Raw genomic sequence first — 2,415 nt, 5'->3', positions numbered from 1 at the left:
GAAGGACTGGCGGCACATCGCAACCCGATACGACAGATGCCCCAAGGTCTTCCTGTCGGCCATCGCACTCGCAGCACTCGTCACTTAATGGCTATGAGGCAGGAACCTAGGCCAGAACGCCGTCACTGTGTACTTAACCTCAAATACTATTGAAAATACCCGGCCTTGCCGAATTAAGGGGGCGACAGGCAAGGCCGGGTGACCGCAAGATGGAAGCCAAAATTACCTCGCTTTTCTGCGGCGTAACCCTTCATTTTTGCAGATGCTGTCAGCCTCGGGAATTGACATCCCTTTCGGGGCAAGCACTGCCTGATCCCAAACGACTAAGTCAGGTGTATATAGCTGACAGGTCACGATACCCTTTGGGGTTTCGATCTCAACCGGAGTTGTTTCGTAGTAGTTTGGGTCATTGCATCCGCAAATACTCAGGATTGATGTAAGAGCAATTGCTACTCGGTTTACGTGGATTTTGGTTCTCCTTCTTTCAAAAGGTTGCGGAAGTGAGTGATGCCGGCTTAAACTGCACGGTCGAGGTTAATGAGGTTGCTTTCATGGGCTTTCAAAACCATACGCGCGGTGGACCCGTAGTTTGAGGTTTCCTCAAACGCGTCGAGTTCTGGGAATAGGTTCAGGATTTCTTCACGCATTTCGCTGTCTTGCGCCAAAACCTCGGAGCCTGGAAAGAAGCTCTCGGTCCAAAGATCGTTTGACAAGACAAGTTCATGAGCGTCGAACAAGATATGGAAATACTCAACCGTACCTCCGGGTTGCCGCGTGATGCCAGGCTGGCCAACAAGGTGTTTTGCGGCAACCAGTACCTCGCTTTCACCAAACAATGCTCCCATGTCTGCACTGTTTTTTAGAACGCGGTGATTAGGCGATAGCCACAGGTACTGATCATTCGACCCAAGCACGCCAGGGGCGATGCGGATTGGGGCCAGTTTCCCTAGCGCAGAAACTCTTTTGGACCCGATCCACCGGATTTCCTGTAGACCATTGTCCCGAGTGATAACCCTGTCGCCGACCTTCAGGCGCTCGACCGTGGTCAACCCTTTGGCAGTCGCGATCTCGGTGCCGGATACGAAACAGGGCACGCCTGTTTGTTCGAACAACGAAGACCCAGTGATGCCAGACAAAGCGGCAAGCCCGGTGATCTGTCCGCCTCCCATCGACGTATTGTCGGTGTAGTCTCCAGAGGATTGGTTCAGAATCCCATCATCAGCCAGATCTTGTTCAAACTCGGCTTGGTCTGTGTAGTAACTGGACAGATCGATAAAATCGTTGTTCGAATTGTCACCATCATCGGCATCAGTGGAACCCGTACCAAAATCGGTGATATCCAATGCCTCACCAGCAGTATGTATGAAGATGTCATCCCCATCGCCGCCTGTGGATTGATTGTCTCCGATACCACCGACCAGTGTATCATTGCCCAACCCGCCGGTCAGGGTGTCATTACCATCTTGGCCGAAAAGCTGATCGTTCCCGTCGCCGCCGTCCAGATCGTCGTTGCCTTCGCCGCCAATGAGCTGATCAGCCCCAGCACCCCCTGTCAGCGTGTCATTGCCGTCCTGGCCAAACATGAGGTCATTGCCGTCACCACCATCCAGAATGTCGTTGCCAGTACCACCCTGAAGTTCATCATTGCCAGCACCGCCAAGCAGAGTGTCCTCACCTGCATCGCCAAACAGCCGGTCGTCACCATCACCGCCATTCAGGTCGTCGGCATCGTCTCCTCCGACCAGAACATCAGCGCCAAGCCCACCAGTCAGCGTATCGTTGCCTGCTTCACCAAACAGCAAGTCGTTTCCATCACCGCCGTCCAGATCATCGTTGCCATCTCCTCCGACCAACTCATCGTTGCCGATGCCACCACTGAGCGTATCTGTGCCAGTGCCGCCAAACAGCCTGTCATCGCCATCTTCACCGAACAGCGCATCGTCACCGTCTTCACCAACAAGATCGTCATTGCCGGATCCGCCAAAGATCTGATCGTTGTCGGCACCGCCATAGACTTCATCGTCGCCTAAGCCGGCTGAGATGATGTCATCGCCACCGTTGCCGAAAATCAGATCATCCAGACCATCTGGCCCGTCGATGATATCGCCACCGCCATCTGTCAGCTGGCCCGCATCATCATAAAGCGGCCCCATTGTTTCGCCGTAGTCTTCGCCATCCACGGCGCCATCTGGATTGGCGCGGACAAGACTGCCGATATCGACGCCGGTATTGTCCGGCGTTAAATCGTTGGGGGAAACAGGGTTCCCATTTCCGTCCAAAATGGTCAGCGAATTGTTCGCATCCCTGAGCCTCCCCAACTGAGCTGTTCCACCGCTATGTTTAGGAAACGGAGGACCACGAATGGCAAACAAGCGACCGAAGCCCGAAGAGATTGTCTCGAAGTTACGGCAGGTT

General features: G+C 54.0%; 1 protein-coding gene and 1 pseudogene. One reads left to right on the top strand and one right to left on the bottom strand.

The window, feature by feature from the left end; genetic code table 11:
* Positions 1 to 88 (top strand): annotated as a pseudogene (locus ABLN87_RS22060) (IS5/IS1182 family transposase); the annotation flags it as partial.
* 427 nt (positions 89 to 515) lie between these two features.
* Here the strand turns inward: ABLN87_RS22060 and ABLN87_RS22055 are convergent.
* Positions 516 to 2,415 (bottom strand): Hint domain-containing protein (locus ABLN87_RS22055; RefSeq protein ID WP_353014257.1); only part of this gene is annotated, 1,900 nt, incomplete at its 5' end.

This window comes from Ruegeria sp. SCP10 (assembly GCF_040329495.1).
Classification (GTDB): domain Bacteria; phylum Pseudomonadota; class Alphaproteobacteria; order Rhodobacterales; family Rhodobacteraceae; genus Ruegeria.
Note: the sequence above shows the minus strand (reverse complement) of the source record. Positions and strands in the feature narration are given on the sequence as shown.